General features: G+C 66.3%; 14 protein-coding genes. 8 read left to right on the forward strand and 6 right to left on the reverse strand.

Annotated features, from left to right (window positions below; translation table 11 throughout):
- Window positions 1-245 precede the first annotated feature (245 nt).
- From cysC to carB, 5 genes are all read right to left on the reverse strand, one after another.
- A complete protein-coding gene (cysC, locus tag ACQY4Y_RS00105; RefSeq protein WP_428488542.1) occupies window positions 246-2,084 on the reverse strand; it encodes an adenylyl-sulfate kinase in 1,839 nt (612 codons plus the stop codon).
- Entirely contained in the window at window positions 2,084-2,989 is a 906-nt protein-coding gene (gene cysD, locus ACQY4Y_RS00110; RefSeq protein WP_428488543.1) for a sulfate adenylyltransferase subunit CysD, read from the reverse strand. The genes cysC and cysD overlap by 1 nt, the downstream gene beginning before the upstream one ends.
- Window positions 2,990-3,017: 28 nt before the next feature.
- Complete coding sequence (locus tag ACQY4Y_RS00115; protein ID WP_428488544.1) at window positions 3,018-4,214, reverse strand: threonine ammonia-lyase; 1,197 nt, start codon at window positions 4,212-4,214, stop codon at window positions 3,018-3,020.
- 18 nt (window positions 4,215-4,232) lie between these two features.
- The gene (gene greA, locus ACQY4Y_RS00120) at window positions 4,233-4,706 is read right to left on the reverse strand and encodes a transcription elongation factor GreA (RefSeq protein WP_428488554.1); all 474 of its coding nucleotides are present in this window, start codon (window positions 4,704-4,706) and stop codon (window positions 4,233-4,235) included.
- Window positions 4,707-4,792: 86 nt separating this feature from the next.
- The gene (carB, locus tag ACQY4Y_RS00125; protein ID WP_428488545.1) at window positions 4,793-8,053 is read right to left on the reverse strand and encodes a carbamoyl-phosphate synthase large subunit; all 3,261 of its coding nucleotides are present in this window, start codon (window positions 8,051-8,053) and stop codon (window positions 4,793-4,795) included.
- 157 nt (window positions 8,054-8,210) lie between these two features.
- On the opposite strand from carB, the gene ACQY4Y_RS00130 reads away from it, so the two are divergent.
- Complete coding sequence (locus ACQY4Y_RS00130) at window positions 8,211-9,245, forward strand: acyltransferase family protein (protein WP_428488546.1); 1,035 nt, start codon at window positions 8,211-8,213, stop codon at window positions 9,243-9,245.
- Here ACQY4Y_RS00130 and carA read toward each other — a convergent pair.
- Window positions 9,235-10,650: a glutamine-hydrolyzing carbamoyl-phosphate synthase small subunit gene (carA, locus tag ACQY4Y_RS00135; RefSeq protein WP_428488547.1), complete on the reverse strand. Its 1,416-nt coding sequence runs from the start codon at window positions 10,648-10,650 to the stop codon at window positions 9,235-9,237. The genes ACQY4Y_RS00130 and carA overlap by 11 nt on opposite strands.
- Window positions 10,651-10,771: 121 nt before the next feature.
- Here carA and ACQY4Y_RS00140 point away from each other — a divergent pair, with 121 nt between their 5' ends.
- From ACQY4Y_RS00140 to ACQY4Y_RS00170, 7 genes are all read left to right on the forward strand, one after another.
- Complete coding sequence (locus ACQY4Y_RS00140; protein ID WP_428488548.1) at window positions 10,772-11,239, forward strand: GFA family protein; 468 nt, start codon at window positions 10,772-10,774, stop codon at window positions 11,237-11,239.
- Between the two features lie 153 nt (window positions 11,240-11,392).
- Complete coding sequence (hrpB, locus tag ACQY4Y_RS00145; RefSeq protein ID WP_428488549.1) at window positions 11,393-13,825, forward strand: ATP-dependent helicase HrpB; 2,433 nt, start codon at window positions 11,393-11,395, stop codon at window positions 13,823-13,825.
- Window positions 13,826-13,984: 159 nt separating this feature from the next.
- Entirely contained in the window at window positions 13,985-15,085 is a 1,101-nt protein-coding gene (locus tag ACQY4Y_RS00150; protein ID WP_428488550.1) for a trypsin-like peptidase domain-containing protein, read from the forward strand.
- Window positions 15,086-15,204: 119 nt separating this feature from the next.
- Complete coding sequence (locus tag ACQY4Y_RS00155; protein WP_428488551.1) at window positions 15,205-15,888, forward strand: response regulator transcription factor; 684 nt, start codon at window positions 15,205-15,207, stop codon at window positions 15,886-15,888.
- Window positions 15,889-16,141: 253 nt separating this feature from the next.
- Window positions 16,142-17,545 (forward strand): sensor histidine kinase, encoded by a 1,404-nt coding sequence (locus ACQY4Y_RS00160; RefSeq protein WP_428488552.1) that lies wholly within the window; start codon window positions 16,142-16,144, stop codon window positions 17,543-17,545.
- A 243-nt stretch (window positions 17,546-17,788) separates the two neighbouring features.
- Window positions 17,789-18,022, forward strand: a complete 234-nt coding sequence (gene xseB / locus ACQY4Y_RS00165; protein WP_428488553.1) for an exodeoxyribonuclease VII small subunit — start codon at window positions 17,789-17,791, stop codon at window positions 18,020-18,022.
- A 139-nt stretch (window positions 18,023-18,161) separates the two neighbouring features.
- Window positions 18,162-18,914, forward strand: a complete 753-nt coding sequence (locus tag ACQY4Y_RS00170) for a TlyA family RNA methyltransferase (protein ID WP_428488555.1) — start codon at window positions 18,162-18,164, stop codon at window positions 18,912-18,914.
- Window positions 18,915-19,230: the final 316 nt, after the last annotated feature.

Below are 19,230 nucleotides of genomic sequence, written 5' to 3' on the forward strand. Positions count from 1 at the left end.
GTATTGCCCACGCTGGATGTCAATATCAGGAGAACCAGCGATAAATGATGATCATCTCTGGTGGAATCGCGATGATCCGAGAGTATCGTGGCGCGGACAGGCGCACGTCTTCGGTTTCCCTCCCAACGCCACACCGGCACGCGAGGAGCGTGGTCATGGGATCAGCCGACTTGGCGTGAAGGCATGAGTCGAGGATATTCTCCGCCCGCAGGCGATGGCGCTGAAACGCGTGTGCCATCGGTTGGTCAGGCAATGATGTCGCGTGCACGCAGCCTCGCCACCACCTCATCGGCAAGCGCATCCGGTCCGGCCTCCAACGTGCGCAGGCGAATTTCCGGATCCAGCGGTTCCTCGTACGGCGCATCGACGCCGGTGAAGTTGCGGAGCTGGCCGCTGTCGGCCTTTTCGTAAAGTCCCTTGGTATCGCGCCGGCGGCATTCCGCGATCGGCGTATCGACGAAGATCTCCAGAAACTCGTCGCCGCCGACGCGGTCGCGCGCCAGCATCCGTTCCGCCCGATACGGCGAGATAAAAGATACGATGACGATCAGACCGGCCTCGACGAACAGGCGGGCGACCTCGGCGATCCTACGGATGTTTTCCACGCGGTCGGCTTCGGAAAACCCCAGGTCACGATTCAATCCGTGGCGCACGTTGTCGCCGTCCAGGATCATGGTGTGATGGCCCAACGCATGCAGGCGCTTTTCCACCAGGTTCGCGATGGTCGATTTTCCCGCGCCCGACAGGCCGGTGAACCAAAGCACGGCCGCTTTCTGGCCCTTCAGCCGCGCCCGCGCCGCCTTGTCGACGTCCAGCCGATGCCAGACGATGTCGGCGCTGCGGGTGCGGATGGCGGTGACCATGCCCGCACCGACAGTGCCGCGGGTCAAGCGGTCGATCAGGATGAAGCCGCCCAGCTCACGGCTGGTCTCGTAGGGTTCGCACACCACCGGATGGGTCAGCGAGATCGACACCCGGCCGATCTCGTTCAGCGCCAGTTCGCGCACGCTGACCTCCTCCAGCGTCTCCATGTCGAGGCGGGTGGTGATGTCGGTGATTGTCGCCACGACGGTGCGGCTGGCCAGCATCAGCAGGTAGGCGCGGCCGCGGAACAGTGGGGTCTCGTCCATCCAGACGATCCAGCTTTCCACTCCTTCCGCCGCGGCCGGCGCCGGTTCGGCGGACAGCACATCACCGCGGGAGATGTCGATCTCGCGGTCCAGCACCAGGGTGATGGGATCGCCGGCGCCGGCTTCGCCGCGGTCGCCGTCCATCGTCACGATCCGGGCCACGACGGCATCGGTGTGCGCACCGGCGTTGACCAGTTTGTCGCCGGGCCGCACCACACCGGTGGTGATGGTGCCGGCGTAACCACGAAAGCCATGGTCGGGCCGGGTGACATATTGCACCGGCATGCGGAACGGCCCGATATTCGCCAAGGCCGGATCAGCGGTTTCCAGCGCCCGCAGCATCACCGGACCGGTGTACCATGCCATCCGAGAGCTGGGGCCGGTGACATTGTCGCCATCGCGGGCGCAGATCGGGATCGGGGTGATCCGGTCGAATTCGAGCTTGCCCAGCAGCGTGCGGAACTCGTGCCTGATCGCGGCGAAGACGGTCTCATCGAAGCCGACCAGGTCCATCTTGTTGACCGCCAGGACGACTTGGCGAATGCCCAGCAGCGAGGCGATGGCGGCATGGCGGCGGGTTTGCGGCAGGATGCCTTTGCGGGCGTCGATCAGCAGGACGGCCAGATCGGCGGTCGAGGCGCCGGTGACCATGTTGCGGGTGTACTGCTGGTGACCCGGTGTGTCGGCCAGGATGAAACGTCGGGCCGGCGTTTCGAAGAATCGATAGGCGACGTCGATCGTCACTCCCTGTTCGCGCTCGGCTTCAAGACCATCGACCAGCAGGGCGTAGTCGGTTCCGCCCTCGACGGTGCCGAAACGTCTGGAGTCACGCTGCAATGCCGCCATGACGTCGTCGGGGATGGTGCCGCATTCGAACAGCAGGCGCCCGATCAGGGTGGACTTGCCGTCATCGACGCTGCCGCAGGTCAGCACACGCAGAACGGAGTCGGGCATCAGAAATATCCTTCCCGCTTCTTGCGTTCCATCGACGAGTCCTGCTCCTGGTCGATCAGCCTGCCGGCGCGTTCGGAATCGCGCGATACCCGCATTTCGGCCAGCAGCGCATCGATATCCGCGGCGTCCGAGCTGACCGCGGCCGACAGCGGGTAGCAGCCGAGTGATCGAAACCGCACCATCCGCGGCACCGGTTTCTCGTTCGGCTCAAACCGCATTCGTTCGTCATCCACGACGATGAGTTGACCGCCGCGCGTCAAGGTGGGGTGCATGGCGGCGAAGTACAAAGGCACCACTTCGATTTTTTCCGCCGCGATGTATGTCCAGACGTCCAGTTCAGTCCAGTTCGACAACGGAAACGCGCGCATCGTTTCGCCGGGTGCCAACTGACCATTGTATAGATGCCAAAGCTCCGGTCGTTGCCGCTTCGGATCCCAGGCATGTCCCGGCGCTCGGATCGAGAAGATCCGCTCCTTGGCCCGCGATCGTTCCTCGTCACGCCGAGCGCCGCCGATGGCGAAGTCGTATTTGCCGTCGGTGAGCGCCTGTTTCAGCGCGTCGGTCTTCATGATCTGAGTGTAGGCGCCGCCATGGTCGAAGGGATTGATATTTTTCCGCAGCCCGTCCGGATTGGTGTGGACCCGCAGATCGAGCCCGAGCTCGCGCACCGTTCTGTCGCGAAACGTGATCATCGCGCGGAATTTCCAGGTCGTGTCGATATGCACCAGCGGGAACGGCGGCCTGGCCGGGTAGAACGCCTTGCGCGCCAGGTGCAGCAGGACCGAGGAGTCCTTGCCGATCGAATAGAGCATGACCGGCCTGGCGGCCTGTGCGCCGACCTCCCGCAGGATCTGGATGCTTTCCGCCTCCAGCGTGGCCAGGTGCGCGGGCCGCGATGTGCTCATGCGTTACTCCTGCCGTGGTCGGCCTACGTTACACCTGTCGAACGATGTAGCTCTGTTCCAGAGCCTCAATGATCGCGGTCGCATGAAGCTTGTCGCGTGCCTCCACCATGACCTCCAGTTCGGCGGCCTGCACGGAAGAGGAGGCGAACAGCCGTTGGTGCGACACCTCGATGATATTGCCGCCCGAGCCGCCGATCTTGCCCGCGATATCGGCGAGAACGCCGGGGCGATCGGGGATCTGCAGATGCAGCCGCAGCAGGCGGCCGTCGCGCAGCAGGGCGCGCAACAGCACGTTCGACAGGATGCGGGCGTCGATATTGCCGCCGGTGATGGCGACGCCGACCTTTTTGCCGCGGAATCGTTCCGGGTATGCCAGCAGCGCCGCCAGGCCGACGGCCCCGGCGCCCTCGGCCACGGTCTTGGCGGCTTCGACCAGCAGTGCGATGGCTTCCTCGATGGCGCGTTCGGGTGCGACCAGGACGCCGGCGATACGGCGGCGAACGATCTCGAAGGGAATTTCACCGATGTCACGTACCGCGATTCCCTCGGCGATCGTTGCGCCACCGACGGACACCGAGCGGCCGGCCAGACGCTGGGCCATGGCGGGGTAGGTTTCCACCTCGGCGCCATAGACCGCGATCCCCGGATTAAGCGCTGTCGCGGCGACCAGGCAGCCGGCGAGCAATCCGCCACCGCCGGCCGGGATGATCAGCGCGTCGAGGTCCGGCGCGTCCTGCAGCATTTCCAGCGCCAGCGTGCCCTGGCCAGCGATGATGCCGACGTCGTCGTAGGGATGAATGAACACCAGCGACTGCGCCGCGGCCAGTTCATGCGCATGCGCCGCCGCCTCGGCCAAGGTTTCGCCAACCATCACGACCTTCGCACCCCAGGCGGCGGTGCGGGTGACCTTGGTCGAGGGGGTGAACCGCGGCATCACGATGGTAGCGGCGATGCCGAGCAGCTGGGCGTGGCGAGCGACCGCCTGGGCGTGGTTGCCGGCCGACATCGCGATCACCCCGCGCGCCTGCTCCTGCTGGCTGAGCATCGCCAGGCGGTTGGCGGCTCCGCGTTCCTTGAAGGCCCCGGTCACCTGCATGTTGTCAAGCTTCAGCAAGACATCCGCGCCGGTGATGCGAGAGATGGCCTGGCTGGGCACCATGGGGGTGCGCAGGACACGCCCGGCGAAGCGCTGGGACGCCTGCTCAACGTCCGCGAGCGTGATCATCGTTTCGTGAGTTTACGCTTAGATGAAGCGGACTTCCAGGATTTCGTATGAGCGATCGCCACCCGGGGCCGGCACGGACACGGTATCGCCGACTTTCTTGCCGATCAGCGCCTTTGCCAGCGGCGAGGAGATCGACAGGCGAGCGGCTTTGATATCGGCCTCATACACGCCGACGATCTGGTAGGACGCTTCCTTCTCGGTCTCTTCATCTACCAATTTGACATGCGCGCCGAACTTGACGTGCGAGCCGGACAGCGTGGACGGATCGATGATTTCGACGCCGCCGACGATTTCCTCCAGTTCCTGGATACGCCCTTCGACGAAGGATTGGCGTTCGCGCGCCGCGTGGTACTCGGCGTTTTCTGACAAGTCGCCATGCGACCGGGCTTCCGCGATGGCGCGGATGATGGCCGGACGCTCTTGCGTCTTCAGGGCGCGGAGCTCCTCTTCCAACCGCTGCAGCCCGTGGGCGGTCATTGGAAACTTCTGCACGGCGTGGTCCTTCAATCCTCGATCACTACGGTTGAATCCAGACGACGCAACCGCGGCCGGGTCGTCCCCTACCGCGGCGCATGGGTTCAAAACGAACCGCGAAAGTAAGACTGTAGCGGCGCGACTTCAAGCGTCCCGGCTTTTAATGCCGCGATTGCGTGAACCGCGGCGCGTGCCCCGGCCAAGGTCGTGTAGTGCGGCACGCCGTGGGTCAGGGCGCTGCGACGGATGGCGAAGCTGTCGGCGACGGATTGCGGGGTGGAGGCTGTGTTGATCACCAGTTGCACCTCCCCCGAGCGGATGGCGTCGACGCAGTGCGGGCGGCCTTCCAGGACCTTGTTCACCACGGTGACCGGAAGTCCGGCATCGCGGATGCGGCCGGCGGTTCCGCGGGTGGCCATTATCGCGAAGCCCATGTCGTTCAGCCGGCGGGCCAGGGCGGGAAGCCCTTTCTTGTCGGCGTCCTTGATCGACAGCAACACCCGGCCCTGCATCGGCAGCAGCACGCCGGCGCCGAGCTGGGCCTTGGCGAAAGCCCGCTCGAACCCGGAATCGAGGCCCATGACTTCGCCGGTGGACTTCATTTCCGGCCCCAGGATGGTGTCGACGTTGGGGAAGCGGGCGAACGGAAAGACGGCTTCCTTGACCGCGACGTGCGGTGCGATCTGGTCGTCGTCCAGCTTGAAGTCGGTCGCCAGCTTTGCCCCGGTCATGACCCGGGCACCGATCTTGGCGATGGCCACGCCGGTCGCCTTGGCAACGAACGGCACGGTGCGAGAGGCGCGGGGATTGACCTCCAGCACGTAGATCGTGTCGTCCTTGATGGCGTACTGGACGTTCATCAGGCCAACGACTTGGAGCGCCTTGGCCAGCGCCTCGGTTTCGGATTTGAGTTCGGTGATCATGGCGTGGGAAAGCGAGTAGGGTGGCAGCGAGCAAGCGGAATCGCCGGAATGGATGCCGGCTTCCTCGATGTGTTCCATAACGCCAGCAACATAAACCGACTCGCCGTCGCAGATGCAGTCGACATCGACCTCGATCGCATCGTTCAAGTAGCGGTCGATCAAGATCGGTTCGGAGGCGATCATGCCTTCGCCGGAAACACGCACGGCCTCACGCATATAGCGGTGCAGGCCGGCGCGGTCGTAAACGATCTCCATCGCCCGTCCGCCCAGCACATAGCTGGGCCGGATCACCACCGGGTAACCGATACGATCGGCGATCGAGTCGGCCTCGGCGGCGGAGCGGGCGATGCCGTTGTCGGGCTGGCGCAGCCCGAGGCGTTGCAGCAGTTGCTGAAACCGCTCCCGGTCCTCGGCGAGGTCGATCGCATCGGCTGAGGTCCCAAGGATGGGGATGCCTTCGCGTGCCAGCGCCTGCGACAGTTTCAGAGGTGTCTGGCCGCCGTATTGAACGATGCAGCCCAGGACCGTGCCGTTCTGTTGCTCACGGCGAACGAGGGCGATGACGTCTTCCTCGGTCAGTGGCTCGAAATAGAGGCGGTCGGCGGTATCGTAGTCGGTACTGACGGTTTCCGGGTTGCAGTTGACCATGATGGTTTCGAAGCCGGCGTCCTTCAGGGCGTAAGCGGCGTGGACACAGCAATAGTCGAATTCGATGCCTTGTCCGATGCGGTTCGGACCACCGCCGAGGATGATCACCTTGTCGCGGTCGGTGGGATCGGCTTCGCAGGCCGGGGTGCCGTAGCCGCCCTCGAACGTCGAATACATGTAAGGGGTGCTGGAGGCGAATTCCGCCGCGCAGGTGTCGATGCGCTTGTAGACCGCCGTCACGCCGAGGGCGGTCCGCGTGGCGCGGACGTCGGCCGGGGCCTTGCCGGTGAGTTCGGCCAGGCGCCTGTCGGAGAAGCCCAGCGCCTTCAGGCGACGCAACGCGCCGGCCTCGTGCGGCAGGCCGGCGGCGGCGACCTGGCGTTCGGCGGTGACGATGCGTTCAAGCTCGCGCAGGAACCAGGGGTCGAATTTGGTGACTTCGTGGATCTCATCCACCGTGAGGCCGGCGCGCAGGGCCTGGCCGGCGGTCAGCAGCCGGTCCGGCGTCGGCTGGGACAGCGCGGCGCGGAAGGCATCGCGCCCGCCATCGCCTGGCGGATCGATGGGGTCGAGACCGGACAGGCCGGTTTCCATGCTGCGAAGACCTTTCTGCAACGCCTCGGCGAAGCACCGTCCGATCGCCATCGCCTCACCGACGGATTTCATGCTGGTGGTCAGCAACGCCGGGGTGCCGGGGAATTTCTCGAAGGTGAAGCGAGGGATCTTGACCACGACGTAGTCGATGGTCGGCTCGAAACTGGCCGGGGTGACCATCGTGATGTCGTTGGTCAGTTCGTCGAGGGTGTAGCCGACCGCCAGCTTGGCGGCGATCTTGGCGATCGGGAAGCCGGTCGCCTTCGAGGCCAGCGCCGAGGAGCGCGACACCCGCGGGTTCATTTCGATGACGACCATGCGCCCGTCGGCCGGGTTCAGGCCGAACTGCACGTTGGAGCCGCCGGTATCGACGCCGATCCGTCGCAGGCAGGCGATGGAGGCGTCACGCATCCGCTGATATTCCTTGTCGGTCAGCGTCAGTGCCGGGGCTACCGTGACGGAGTCCCCGGTGTGGATGCCCATCGGATCGACATTCTCGATCGCGCAGATGATGATGCAGTTGTCGGCGCTGTCGCGCACTACCTCCATTTCATATTCTTTCCAGCCGAGCACGGATTCCTCGATCAGGACTTCGGTGGTGGGGGAGGCATCCAGGCCGCCGGTGACGATCTGTTCGAATTCCTCTCGGTTATAGGCGATGCCGCCGCCGGTGCCACCCAGGGTGAAACTGGGCCGGATGACGGCGGGCAACCCGGTCATCGCCAGGGCGGCGCGGGCTTCGGCCATGGAATGGGCGATGGCGGAGCGCGGCGATTCGATGCCGATCTCGGCCATCGCATCGCGGAACTTGAGACGATCCTCGGCGCGATCGATGACCTCGGCCTTAGCGCCGATCAGTTCGACGCCGTGCCGTTCCAGCACACCATCGGCGTGCAGTTTCATCGCCGTATTCAGCGCGGTCTGGCCGCCCATGGTGGGCAGCAGCGCGTCCGGTTTCTCCCGCGCGATGATCTTTTCCACCATCTCGGGTGTGATCGGCTCGATATAGGTCGCATCGGCCAGACCGGGATCGGTCATGATGGTGGCGGGATTGGAGTTGACCAGGATGACGCGGTAGCCCTCGGCGCGCAGCGCCTTGCAGGCCTGCGCCCCGGAATAGTCGAACTCGCAGGCCTGACCGATCACGATCGGGCCGGCGCCGATGATCATGACGGATGTAATGTCGGTGCGTTTGGGCATGGGTCAAAACTTCTTCCGGGTTTTTATCAGCAGCGGGTGCGGTCGCCGAAATCGCTGTCCCGCGGTCCTGGGGGCGCTCTCCTCATTTCATTTCCGCCATGACTTCATTTTCAGTCTGCTATATTAATGACAACGTATTGTTCAGGCGGGCGACATCATGAAAATCGGCCTTGGGAGCTGGCGATTGTTTCTCGCGTTGCTGGTTGCGATCTCACATTTGTGGGCAGGCATGATCGATGGTCCGGCGGCCTACGCAGTGTGGGGGTTTTTCGTCCTCAGCGGCTATCTGATGACCTTGGTGCTGACCATCAAATACGGCATCGCGCCGTGCGGGCTTGGCCGTTTCGCGTTCAATCGACTGCTGCGCATCTACCCGTCCTTCATCGTCGCCGGCGTGTTCGGCATCGTGACGATCCTGGTGCTTCGCCGGATCGGGGTCGACCCGACCATATTGAATCCGCAGTTCATGCTGCCCCAAAGTGGTCAGGAGTGGGTCGGCAATCTCGCGATGGTGCCGTTCGTGTCGCAGCAAGGACTTCCGGTTCCGGTTTCCGCCGCGTTGTTCGTCGAGGTCTGGGCCTACGCACTGATGCCGTTGTTCGCCCAGAGCAAGGCTGCCGCGATGCTCGGATTGGCCGTCGCCAGCTTCGCCAACCTGCAGTTCGGCTTCGGCATGCCGACCTTCGTCGCACGATACTGCGGGTTCGCCACCGGACTGATGCCTTTCGCGCTGGGGGCTGTTGTCTGCCACTACCGCGGCAGCCTGCGGCGGTTTGCTCATCCGATCCTGAGCGTGCTGATCTGGTGCGCGCACGGATGCTACTGGTTGGTTAACGTTTACTGGCCGTGGACCTATGGGTTGTGGCTGTCGGTTCCGCTCTCCGCGTGGGTGGTGCTGTCGCTGGCTGAAATCAGGTCGAGCCCGGCCGACAACATCGCCGGCGAATTGTCCTATCCGGTGTATCTGCTTCATACCACCATGGCCGCCTGGTTCCTGCCGGTGTTCGGCTTTGGGCGAAGCTTCATGTTCTTCGCAGCCTCGTTCGCCGTCACGTTGCTGGCGGCCTGGGGCATGTTGGTGATGATCGACCGGCCGATGCAGCGTCTGAGGCGCAGCACCCAAACCGTGCCGGGGACAGCGCGTGGTCCGGACGGCATCTACGCCAGATCCACAGGCCGCTTCACTGGATGAACCTTTCGGTCGCCACGGTGGCGTTTTGACGTCGGACATCGCTCATCATCGCGATGAACCGTTGAAACAGGTAATGGCTGTCGCTTGGGCCCGGGCTCGCCTCGGGATGATATTGCACCGAAAATGCCGGCCGGTCGGTCGACGCGATGCCCTCGTTGGAGCCGTCGAACAGCGACACATGGGTGACCTTGGCGCTGGCCGGCAGCGAGGCGGCATCGACGGCAAAGCCGTGATTCTGGCTGGTGATCGCCACCTTGCCGGTGGCCAGATCCTTGACCGGCTGGTTGGCGCCGCGGTGGCCGCGCCGCAGCTTGTAGGTCTGGCCGCCGAGTGCGAGGGCCAGCAGCTGATGGCCGAGGCAGATGCCGAAGATCGGCACACCGCGATCGAGCACCTGGCGCAGCACCGGCACCGCGTACGCACCGGTCGCCGCCGGATCGCCGGGACCGTTGGAGAGGAAGACACCATCCGGCGTGTGCCGCAGGATGTCATCGGCCGAGGCAGTGGCCGGCACCACCGTCACCCGGCAGCCGGCCGAGGCGAGGCAGCGCAGGATGTTCAGCTTGGCCCCGTAATCCACCGCCACGACATGGTAGTCCGCCGCGCGCTGTCGGCCGGCACCGTCCGGCCAGACCCACTTCGTCTCGTTCCATTGATATGACTGGCGGCAGGTGACCTGTTTCGCCAGGTCCATCCCCTCCAGCCCCGGCCATTTCGCGGCCTGGGCGCGCAGGGCGCCGACGTCGAACCGCCCGTTCGCGGGGAATGCCAGCACGCCGGCCGGCGCGCCGTGTTCGCGGATGCGGATGGTCAGTGCCCGGGTGTCGATCCCGGCGATGCCGGTGACGCCCTGCGTCCGGAGCCAGTCTTGCAGTGTCTGCACCGACCGCCAGTTCGATGGTTCGGTGATGTCCTGTTGCACCACCAGACCCCTGGCGGCGATCGTCGTGGCTTCCAGATCGCTGTTGTTGGTGCCGACGTTGCCGATGTGGGGGAAGGTGAAGGTGATGATCTGCCCGGCGAAAGACGGGTCGGTCAGGGTTTCCTGATAGCCGGTCATGCTGGTGCAGAAGCAGACCTCCCCGACCGGGCCGGTCGGCTGGGTGTGGGCGCCGAAGCCAACGCCCCAGAAGATGGTCCCGTCGGCCAGAACCAGGGCGGCGGTCGCACCCGTGGGAACGACGTCGGTCGCGTCTGGCATGGGGGCACCCTCGGGATGAGAAGAAGTGGTTTGCAGGTCGGCCATCGTCAGTCCGGTGGCGGCGATGACCGCGGCCCAGTGGCGGGACGGGATGGCGCCGTGCTGGCGCCACTTGCGCACCGCCTCGGTGCCCACGCCGGCGGCCCGGGCCGCAACATCCGGCCCACCCATGCGTTCTATGATACGGTCGACAGGTATCGGCATGAGCGGCAGTGTACGGGAAGAAACTTCCCACCGCAACCGGGCTTGTTCGGGCCTGGGAAGAAATTTCCTGAGTGGGGACCGAGGCCTAGCCGACCGCGATCCAGAGCTGAAAGGAGAACGAATGTCCAGCCAAGAGCCGAAGATGGCAGGGGGATGTCAGTGCGGCGCCGTTCGCTATGCACTTTTCGCGGCGCCGGAGTCGACGGTGTGCCATTGCCGGATGTGCCAGAAGGCGGTTGGCGGCCCATTTGCCGCGTTCTGCAAGGTGCCGAGCGTAGACTTTGCCTGGACCCGCGGGCAGCCTGCCAGCTTCAACAGCTCGTCGGTGGCTCGACGTCATTTCTGCGCCGCCTGCGGCACGCCGCTGACATTTCAATACCTTGACGGCGATGCGATCGAGGTCACGACGGGCAGCCTGGATCAACCGGCGGGTCTGCCGCCGACGAAGAATTACGGCGTGGAAGCCCGTCTGCCCTGGATCGATCTGCTGCTGGCCGGTCGGCTTCCGGATACGCCCACCAGCGAGAGCAGCAGCGCGGCCAAGGTTATCGTCAACCATCAGCACCCGGATCACGCCACGCCGGCGTAAGAGCGTTGCCGCAGCGGTTGTTCCTGTTTCGGGCGCGATCCTGCCTGCGGTGGTCCGGTGCGGCTCAAGGCTCGCGTCAGCGACCGCCGGCGGCGGCGGTAATGCCCGCGCAGCCTGTGACGCGGGCGGAAGACGGCGTATGACCCGCCGATCGTGATCGATCTGGAACTTCCGGTTTCCGACGCCCTGCCGGCGCTGCTGGCCGCCCTGAATGCCGGGCGCAACGCGGTGCTGGTCGCGCCGCCCGGTGCCGGCAAGACCACGCTTGTGCCACTGGCGTTGCTCGAGGCCGGGTGGCGCGGGGATGGCCGCATCCTGATGCTGGAGCCGCGTCGCCTGGCCACCCGGGCGGCCGCCGCGCGCATGGCCTTCCTGCTCGGCCAGCCGGTCGGCGGCACGATCGGCTACCGCACCCGGATCGACGGGGCGGCCTCGGCGGAGACCCGGATCGAGGTCATCACCGAGGGGCTGCTGCTGCGCCGGCTGCAGTCCGATCCGGGGCTGGCCGGGGTCGCCGCGGTCATTCTGGACGAGGTGCATGAGCGTTCGCTGGAATCGGACCTCGCCCTGGCGCTGTGCCTGGACCTGCAGCGTGTGCTGCGGCCGGAGCTTCGGCTGCTGGCGATGTCCGCCACCGCCGACGGCGCCCGGCTTGCCGAGACGATGGATGCGGCGATCGTTGAAAGTGCCGGCCGGATGTTCGCGGTGGCGGTGGAGCACCAGCCGCGCGACATCGCCCACGTCCGGGACCTGCCCGACGCCGTGGCCCGCGCCATCCGTCGGGTACTGGCCGAACATGAAGGCGACATCCTGGCGTTTCTTCCCGGCATGGCGGAGATCCGGCGTACCCAGGCAGCCCTGGAGGGGTGTGGTGCGGTTGTCCTGCCGCTGCACGGCGACCTGCCGGCGGCCGATCAGGACCGCGCGCTACGCCCCGCCGATAGCCGCCGCATTGTCCTGGCGACCTCGATCGCCGAGACCTCGCTGACGGTTCCGGGCGTGCGGATCGTGGTTGACGGCGGCTGGCGACGCGTCCCGCGGCTGGACCCGGCGACCGGCCTGACCCGTCTGACCACCGCCCGCATCTCGCGTGCCGCAGCCGACCAGCGGGCTGGCCGCGCCGGGCGTGAGGCCGCTGGCGTCGCGATCCGCGTCTGGTCGCCGGCCCTGCATCGTGGCCTGGCCGCGTTCGACCCGCCGGAGATCCTGGATGCCGAGCTGTCCGGGTTGCTGCTGGAATGCGCGGCCTGGGGCACGGCGCCGGCGGACCTGAAGCTGCGGGACAGGCCGCCTGCCGGGGCTTTGGCCGCCGCCGCCGCGTTGCTGGGCGAACTGGACGCGCTGGACGCGGACGGCCGCATCACGACCGCCGGCAGCGCGATGGTTCGGATCGGCGCCCATCCCCGGCTGGCGGCGATGATGTTGGCCGCCGGAAGCGTCGGGCAGGCCGCGCTCGCCGCCGTGCTCGCCGCGCTGCTGGAGGAACGTGACCCCTTGGGCGGCCGCGACGCGCCGGCCGATATCGCGATCCGCATCGCGGCGATCGAGCACGGCCATCCCGCCGCCGACCGGGGCGCGTTGAACCGCATTCGCCGCGTGGCCGAGCAGTATCGACGGCGCCTGCGGGTGCCTAAGGACGCGGTGGCGGACGGCGAGGCGGGACCCTTGCTGGCCGCCGCGTTTCCCGACCGGATCGCGCAGCGACGCGGCGAGCCCGGCTCTTTCCGCCTGTCTGGTGGCGGCAGTGCCCGCCTGCCGATCACCGATCCGCTGTCGAAGGCCGGCCTGCTGGTTGCCGCGGCGCTGGAACTGAAGGCAGCGTCGCGCATCCGGCTGGCCGCCACATTGGATCCGGCCGCTCTGCCGGCAGTCCTGGCCAGGCGGGTGGTCGAGCAGGTTGAGAGCGGCTTCGACCTGGTCACCGGCACGGTGGTGACCCGTCGCCGTCGGCGGCTGGGGGCGCTGATCCTGTCCGATCGAACCGAACAAGGCGATCCGGCCCAGATCCCCGGGGCACTCGCCAACGCCGTCATGGCCCAGGATCTTCGGCCGCTGCCGTGGTCGGCCGCGACCCGCCAGCTGCAGGTTCGGATCGCGCTGATGCGTACGATCGAGCCCGAGGCGGGCTGGCCGGATCTCAGCGATGCGGTGTTGAAGGCGACGATCCAGGACTGGCTGACGCCTTATCTGGCCGGCATCGGCGGTTTGTCGGAGCTGGCACGGCTGGATCTGCAGGCCATTCTGCGGGGCCGGATGGTCTGGGACCTGTCGTCGCGGCTGGATCGCGAGCTGCCGGCCTACCTGACGCTGCCCGGCGGACGCGCCGCCGTCGACTACACCGAGACTCCGCCGTTGGCGGCGGCTCGGGCGCAGGCATTCTATGGCATGGCCACGACCCCGGTGCTGGCTGGCGGGCGCATCGCGCTGCGGTTGGCGCTGTTATCGCCGGCCGGGCGGCCGATCGCTGTTACCGCGGACCTGCGTGGCTTCTGGAAAAGCGCCTGGGCGGATGCCCGGCGTGACATGCGCGGCCGCTACCCCAAACACCATTGGCCGCCAGACGGCGCCAATCCCTCTGAAAACTGATCGCGAAACCGGTCGAGCAGATTCTTGTTACCGCCTCGGTCGCATGCCATGTGCTGGCAACTACCGTGCCCACTGTTTTGAGAGGGTGATTCACGTCTGAGGTTGTTCAACCTCAGACGATCGCGCTCTCGCCGCTCATTCGGAGACGAGTTCCGCATCATGCCAGCTGCCCCAGCGTTATTCCGGTCGTATGCGATGCAGCGGCAGCGGCTGTCCCAGAGCCTGTTCCTGAGTCTGGCGTTGCTGGCGACGGCTTGCTCACCCCATCCGGCTAAAGCGCGCGGCGCGCCGGACAGCCTGGCTCCTCTGGTCAAGAAGGTGCTGCCGGCGGTGGTGAATATCGCGGTGACGGAAACCGTCACCGGTGGCGAAGTGCTTGGCGAACTGCCGCGCGAATTGCGTGACACGCCGCTGGGGCGGGAATTCCGCCGGCGGTTCGGCAATAGCCATGAGCAGGTAGCCGGCGCCGGTTCGGGTTTCATCATTGATCCGAGCGGCATTATCGTCACCAACAACCATGTGGTCGACCACGCCGACAAGATCGTGGTTTCGCTGACCGATGGACGCGAGTTGCCGGCCACCGTGATCGGCCGCGACGAGCTGACCGACGTTGCCGTGATCAAGGTGAAAAGCAGCACATCGCTACCCAGCGTCGCCTGGGGCGACTCGCGCCGGGCCGAGGTCGGTGACTGGATCCTGGCGGCGGGCAATCCGTTCGGCCTCGGGGGTTCGGTCTCCGTCGGCATCATCTCGGCCGAGGGGCGCGATTTGGGCTCTGGCCTGTTCAGCAACTTCCTGCAACTGGACGCGCCGATCAATCCCGGCAACTCCGGCGGCCCGGTGTTCAACATGGACGGCGAGGTGATCGGCGTCAGTTCGGTGATCGTCTCACCCACCGGGGCGTCGGTCGGCATCGGCTTCGCGATCCCCAGCGATGGCGCCAGCCGCACGGTGGCGCAACTCATCAGCAAAGGGTCCATTGCCCGCGGCTGGCTTGGCGTGTCGGTCGAGGACGGTGACAGCGGTGTCACGATAGCCGGGCTGGATCGCAATGGACCGGCGGCGCGATCGGGCATCCGGGCAGGCGACGTGGTCACCGCCATCAACGGCGAGAAGATCGACAATGCGCGTGGTCTGATCCGTGCTGTTGCCGTGGTGGCACCCGGCAACAGCGTCCGGGTCACGGTCCGGCGCCAGGGGCGGCAACTCGAAATTCCGGTCGACGCCGGGCGTCGGCCGCCCGAGCAGCAGGCTGGTTAATGGTCCGATCCGGGCGCCTGGTGTTGCGCGTTGGATGAAGCGGTCACCGGTCGCGATCGCACGTCGTAGCGGCCGCGGGGCGCCGCGGGAAGCGAGACTTGAAGGCGGAGGAAAGCACGATGCGGATCCTGGTGGTCGAGGATGATAAGGATGTCGCCGGCTTCGTCGTGCGCGGCCTGCGCGAGGCCGGCCACGTGGTGGAGCACGCGGATAACGGTCGGGACGGCTTGTTCATGGCGGCGAGCGAAACGTTCGACGCGGTGGTGCTCGACCGGATGCTGCCCGGCGGCATCGACGGCCTGAAGATCCTGGAGACCTTGCGCGGACAGAAGAACGCCGTGCCGGTGCTGATCCTGTCGGCGATGGCCGAGGTCGACGACCGGGTCAAGGGCCTGAAGGCCGGCAGTGACGATTACCTGACCAAGCCCTTCGCGTTCGCCGAATTGCTCGCCCGGGTCGAGGCGCTGAACCGCCGCGGCAAAGGTGAGGGTCCGGTGACCAAGCTGGTGGTCGAGGACCTGGAACTGGATCTGCTGTCGCGGCAGGTCAAGCGGGCCGGGCAGAAGATCGACCTGCAGCCTCGGGAATTTCGTCTGCTGGAATACCTGATGCGGCATGCCGGGCAGGTGGTGACCCGGACCATGCTGCTGGAGGGCGTGTGGGATTATCATTTCGACCCGCAGACGAACGTGATCGACGTGCATGTTTCTCGTCTGCGGCAGAAGGTGGACAAACCATTTCCCAGCGGCCTGATCCACACCGTGCGCAATGCCGGCTATATGTTGCGGGCTGAGCAGCCGTGATATCATAGCAATCTGGGACATCATAGGTTCCGGGAGCGGGTGACGCGGGGGGAACAGGCTATCGGAAGCGTGCCGTGATGCGTCAGCCGCGCCAGGTCCGGGTTGGCCGCCGCGTTTGGTCCTCGCGGAGCGTCTCGTCCTCGCCGGGCGTGTGGTCCTCGCGGACGAAACGAGGCCTGCGGCAGGGCATGAGCCGTGGCGGCGTTGTGCGCCGAAGCGTGCGCCGCCGGCGGGTTCGACGATGATCGACCGGGTGATCTTTCGATCCGCGGGCTTCCGGTTCGGTGTAATCTACGCCCTGTTGCTGACGCTCAGCGCCACGGCGCTCGCGGTCTTCCTGTGGTGGGCGACGGCGGGGTTGCTCGACCGGCAGACCGAGGCGGCGATAAACGCGGACGCGCAGGGTCTGTCGGAGCGCTGGGCGGACGGCGGCCTTGCTGCCCTGGTGGTCACCATCGACGAGCGGCTGGCACAGAACATCGATGACGATGCGATCTATCTGCTGGTCGACCCACAGAACAAGCGGATTGCCGGCAACCTTGCCGCCTGGCCGCCCTCGGTCACCGAGGCGGGGCCCTGGTATGGGTTGCCGGTGACGCGGGCGGGCCTGAAGTCGGTGGCGAACGTGCAGCGCTACGATCTGCCTGGCGGCTATCGTCTGCTGATCGGCCGGGACGTTCAGGTGCGCGCGCAGTTGCGCGCCTTGCTGGCGGACGCCCTGCTTTGGGCGATCATTGTCGTACTGCTGATGGCGACCATCGGCGCGCTGGTGGTCCGCAGCCTGTTCCGACGAACCTTGGCCAACGTGTCCGCCACCGCGAGCGCCATCGCCGCCGGCGACTTCGCCCAGCGCGTCCGGTTGACCGGCCGCGGTGACGAGTTCGACCAGGTCGCCGATGTGATCAACGACATGCTGGACCGGATCGGCCGGCTGATGGACGGCGTCCGGCAGGTGTCGAACGCCATCGCGCATGACCTGCGCACGCCGATCACGCGTGCCCGCACCCGTCTGGAGGACGCCGCACTGCATGCTGAGACGCCGGACGACCTGCGCGCCGCGATCGAACGGGCGACGGTCGACCTCGATGGCATCGTGGCGGTGTTCCAGGCCCTGCTGCGCATCGCCGAGATCGAGGCCGGGTCCCGCCGGTCGTCGTTCGCGAAGCTTGATCTGGTGCCCCTGCTGGCGGAGGTCGGCGACCTATACGGCGCGGTGGCGGAGGACCGCGGCCTTGTCCTCCGGGTCGAAACACCCGACGCGGTGCCAGCCTACGGCGACAAGGCGATGATCCAGCAGGCGATCGCCAATCTGGTGGACAACGCGATGAAGTTCTCGCCAAAGGACGGAACGGTGCGGTTGAGCGCGTCTGTCTCCGCCATGGTCTTTGTTGCCGTGGGTGATCAGGGACCGGGCATTGCCCTCGATGAACGGGACAAGGCGACCGACCGGTTCTATCGTGGCGAGTCCGCGCGCAGCACGCCGGGGTCCGGGCTTGGCCTGTCGCTGGTGCTGGCGGTTGCCCACCTGCACGGTGGGGAACTGCGATTGGAAGACAACGAACCCGGGCTGCGTGCCGTGCTGGTGCTGCCGCTGGCTGAGGAGGAGGATGGTTCGGCGCTTCGCTCGAGACCTCGGCAAGTGGCGGTCGGCCGATGACGCGGGATGCGGGTCGCGGCTGCCGCGGCGGATGAGAGGCGATGGAAATCGCGGCAAGCGTGGCGCGGTCGGATGCGGTTGACGCGAGTTGACCGAGGATTGAACAACGGTAGTGTCAGGGCAGGAGTCTGGCAGGGCGAGAGTTGGGCAGGGCAGGACTCTGGCCTGAGCGCGACGACTTGGCGATTGGCAGCGACGGAGGTGCCTTGCCGACGCCGCAACACAGAGCAAAGGCCGCGGAGCATGTCGGAAGACGATGTCAGTCACCTGTCGTTCGAGGACGCGTTGGCGGAGCTTGACCAGATCGTGCGCGGACTGGAGGGCGGCACCCTGAAGCTCGACGCCGCGGTGCAGGCCTTCGAGCGTGGGGTGAAATTGCGCCGCCGTTGTGAGGCCAAGCTGGCCGAGGTCGAGGCCAGGGTCGAGGCGCTGGTGCAGCGGGCCGACGGATCGCTGGGGACGCGGCCGCTGGAATAACGCGATGGGCAACCGAGGCGCCGATCACACGATAGGTAACCGACGCGTCGATCACACGATGGGCAACCGACGCGTCGATCACACGATGGGCAACCGACGCGCCGATTACGCGATGGGCAACCGACGCGCCGATCAAGCGATGGGCAAACAACGCGCCGATCAGTTGCTGGTGCTGCGCGGTCTGGTCGAGAGCCGCACACGGGCGCAGGCGCTGATTCTGGCCGGCAAGGTGTTCACCGGCGAAGCCCGGGTTGGCAAGGCCGGCGACCTGCTGGCCGAGGATGTTCCGTTGGCGGTACGCGGGCAGGACCACCCGTGGGTTTCCCGTGGCGGCCTGAAGTTGGCCCATGGACTGGCACATTTCAAAGTCTCACCGGCCGACCGCAGCTGTCTGGACATCGGCGCGTCCACGGGCGGCTTCACCGACGTCTTGCTAGCGAATGGCGCCCGCAAGGTTCATGCGGTGGATGTCGGCCATGGGCAGCTTGCCTGGCGATTGCGCTGCGACAACCGGGTCGTGGTGCATGAAAAGACCAACGCCCGCTATCTGGATCGCGGCGCGGTGCCCGATCCGATCCAGGCACTGGTGTGTGATGCCAGCTTTATCGGGCTGGAGACGGTGCTGCCCGCGCCGCTGGCGTTATGCGTGGCCGGTGCATGGGCAATCGTCTTGATCAAGCCGCAGTTCGAGGCAGGGGCAGCATTGGTCGGCCGCAAAGGGGTGGTGCGGGACCCGGCGGTGCATCAGGCGGTCTGCCAGCGGGTGACCCGCTGGTGGTCCGAGCGTCCGGGCTGGACCGTAGCTGGCGTGGTCGAAAGTCCAGTGGTCGGACCTGAAGGGAACAAGGAGTTCCTGTTGGCGGCGTTCCTCGCCTCAGACCGTCGTGCCTGACGATGGCTGCCGAACCCGGTTCAGGACGTGGCTGTCCAGTATCGCGCATCGGACAAGCGCGATACGTCGCTGTTCGTCTGACGTAGCCGATTCGCCCGACGAAATGCGGCCGCTTTGCGTCTCGCGCTGCTCTGCGATCGGGCCCCCTAGACCAGATGTTCGCCTGAGATAGGGGCGACCCGTCTCACAGCATGCAGGCTTTCGAGGGTTGCACCGGGTGGTCCGGTGCCGAGCCTCATGCATAGGAGACGGGTCATGGAGACCCGCCTTGGTGGACACCCTGAAGCTTTCGTCAGAGGTGTTTCGTTATGCCCAA

It is taken from the genome of Rhodopila sp., assembly GCF_965277165.1.
Classification (GTDB): Bacteria; Pseudomonadota; Alphaproteobacteria; order Acetobacterales; family Acetobacteraceae; genus Rhodopila.